Source organism: Cellulosimicrobium sp. KWT-B, from assembly GCF_002127155.1.
GTDB classification, from domain to species: Bacteria; Actinomycetota; Actinomycetes; order Actinomycetales; family Cellulomonadaceae; genus Cellulosimicrobium; species Cellulosimicrobium funkei.
In genome coordinates this window covers 1-2,524 of record NZ_NEDO01000015.1, presented here as the reverse complement: position 1 = coordinate 2,524, position 2,524 = coordinate 1, and the positions used below count along the sequence as shown (strand labels likewise).

2 protein-coding genes and 1 pseudogene are annotated in these 2,524 nt (G+C 64.3%); 2 read left to right on the top strand and 1 reads right to left on the bottom strand.

Going from position 1 to position 2,524, the window contains the following annotated elements; all coding sequences use genetic code 11:
- Nucleotides 1-198 (top strand): hypothetical protein (locus B9L22_RS20600; protein WP_233140260.1); only part of this gene is annotated, 198 nt, incomplete at its 5' end.
- Between the two features lie 259 nt (nt 199-457).
- Here the strand turns inward: B9L22_RS20600 and B9L22_RS20335 are convergent.
- Nucleotides 458-781 (bottom strand): annotated as a pseudogene (locus B9L22_RS20335) (integrase core domain-containing protein); the annotation flags it as partial.
- A gap of 46 nt (nt 782-827) precedes the next feature.
- On the opposite strand from B9L22_RS20335, the gene B9L22_RS19485 reads away from it, so the two are divergent.
- On the top strand, nt 828-2,201 hold the full coding sequence (locus B9L22_RS19485) for an IS30 family transposase (protein ID WP_198947356.1): 1,374 nt from the start codon (nt 828-830) through the stop codon (nt 2,199-2,201).
- Nucleotides 2,202-2,524 lie beyond the last annotated feature (323 nt).

The window sequence follows — 2,524 nt, the reverse complement described above, 5'->3', positions numbered from 1 at the left end:
TTATTCGGTGAACGCCCAAGACGTGAACTGGCTGCCGTGACCCGAATGCACCATCCGTGCGCTGGGTCGCGATGGGTGATTGCCATGCCCAGCGCGTTGGTCACCAGCGCGGCGGTCTGGGGTCGAATCGATGGACCAGCCGACGACTTTGCGGATCCGCACGACATCGAAAAGGACACCGTTGGACGAGCCGTTTGACGCATGGACCGCCGCCGGAGCTGACTATGTCGCGTTCCACACCCTTCACGTCGGCTTGTCGCCGACGGAACATATCGACCGATCGCACAGATCGCACAGATCGCACAGATCGCACAGATCGCACAGATCGCACAGATCGCACAGATCGCACAGATCGCACAGATCGCAAGCCTAAGCGTCGAAACGAAGAACTGAGGGGCGCCGTGGAGTCTTTCGTGTCCATGTTCCCGACGAGGCGCTCAGTGAACCGCCCCGGGCATCATGCAGGCTCGTGGGTGTGAGTCTCAGCCTCGCGGCATGAGCTCGTCTGACGGTAGTAGCGGTCTTCGAATTCTGCTGGTGGGATGCGGCCGTGGTCTTCGAAGAGTCGTCGGTGGTTGAACCACTCGACCCATTCGAGGGTGGCGAGCTGTCGTCGAGGCCGCGCCAGGGGCCTTTGTGTTGCGGACAAGTTCGGTCTTGTAGAGCCCGTTGATCGACTCGGCCATCGCGTTGTCGTAGCTGCCGCCGCGCGTGAGCCGACGGAGTTCACCACGCCAGTCTCGGCGAGGCGTTCGGTGTAGCGGATCGCGAGGTATTGGGCGAATTCAGGTGGTTGTCGCAACATCTCGAGATGGAGGTGTATCGCGATGACCACCAAGCACGAGCAGCAGAAGGCGATCCGTGCGATGCGGGGGAAGATCTGGTCGCCGGGTCGGCCGTCGACTGCGCGTCGCGAGAACCGGGTTCGGTTCTGGGAGGCGATCGCCTGCGGCGTGTCAAGCGAGGACGCGGCCGCGGAGGCTGGCGTGGCATCCGCGGTTGGGACCAGGTGGTTCCGGGAGGCTGGCGGGATGCCGCCTCTCATGTTGGCCCCGGTGTCGGGCCGTTACCTGTCCTTCGCTGAACGCGAGGAGATCGCACTCCTGCACGCGCAGCAGCACGGTGTGCGTGAAATCGCTCGCCGGGTCAGTCGTGCGCCATCGACGATCTCGAGGGAGCTGCGCCGCAACGCGTCGACGCGCAGCAACGAGTTGGCGTATCGGGCGACGACCGCGCAGTGGCATGCCGAACGGCGCGCGAGCCGTCCGAAGGTTGCCAAACTTGCCGCCAACGACCGGTTGCGGGCCTATGTGCAAGACCGTCTTGCGGGCATGATCGCACGACCCGCAGGTGAGCTTGTGGCTGGCCCCGAAGTGCGGTTCATCGGTCGGCGTCACGGCCGACGGGCGGACCGGCGGTGGGCGAAGTCGTGGAGTCCCGAGCAGATCTCGCACCGCCTCCGGGTCGATTTCCCTCATGATGAGTCCATGCGCATCTCCCACGAGGTGATCTACCAGGCCCTCTACGTCCAGGGCCGCGGAGCACTCAAACGTGAGCTGGTCGCGTGCCTGCGAACAGGCCGGGCGTTGCGCGTGCCACGAGCTCGCACCCGCGGGCGCGGCAAGAAGTTCGTCACGCCGGAGATCATGATCAGCGAACGGCCCGCCGAGGCCGAGGATCGAGCTGTTCCCGGCCACTGGGAAGGTGATCTCATCCTCGGCCTGAACCGTTCGGCGATCGGAACCCTCGTAGAACGAACGACCCGATTCACGATGCTGCTTCGCCTTCCTCCCATGGAAGGCCACGGCATCGAGCCTCGCGTCAAGAACGGACCGGCCCTCGCCGGTCACGGCGCCGAAGCGGTCCGCGACGCGATCGCGGAAACGATCATGACCCTGCCCGCACAACTCCGCCGATCACTGACGTGGGACCAGGGCGCCGAGATGGCCCAGCACGCTCAGCTTCGCGTCGACACTGGACTGGCGATTTACTTCTGCGACCCGCAGAGCCCCTGGCAACGCGGCACCAACGAGAACACTAACGGTCTCCTGCGCCAATACTTCCCCAAGGGAACCGACCTGTCCCGACACTCCCGTGGCGATCTCGACGCCGTCGCGCTCGCGCTCAACACCAGACCACGCAAGACCCTCGAATGGAAGACACCCGCCGAGACCCTCGACCAACTCCTACGATCAGCCTGACACAACAACGTTTCGATGACCCCTTGAGCCTGGGCTATGCGCACCGGACTCCGGTAGGTTAAGCGGCCTCCAGGTATCGGCCACTATTGGAGAGGAACGAACCGGCTAGTGGGTGTGCTGACGAAGTGTCGCTGGCCGATCGTGCAATGCGCCCACCTGCTTTCGGCACCTCACGTTCGTGCGTGCCGTGCGTCGATCCGAACACTTCGAACGGCACGAAGCGAACTCCGGGGGACCTTGCATTCAGGTCCTCTTCCAGGGTCGCGACCACGTCGTCACCACGAACGCGTAGTCCCAGAGGCATCCACGGTCTTGCCCTCGCC

Coding starts and splice junctions, on each gene's coding strand:
- B9L22_RS19485 (WP_198947356.1), top strand. CDS start 828: ATGACCACCAAGCACGAGCAGCAGAAGGCGATCCGTGCGATGCGGGGG.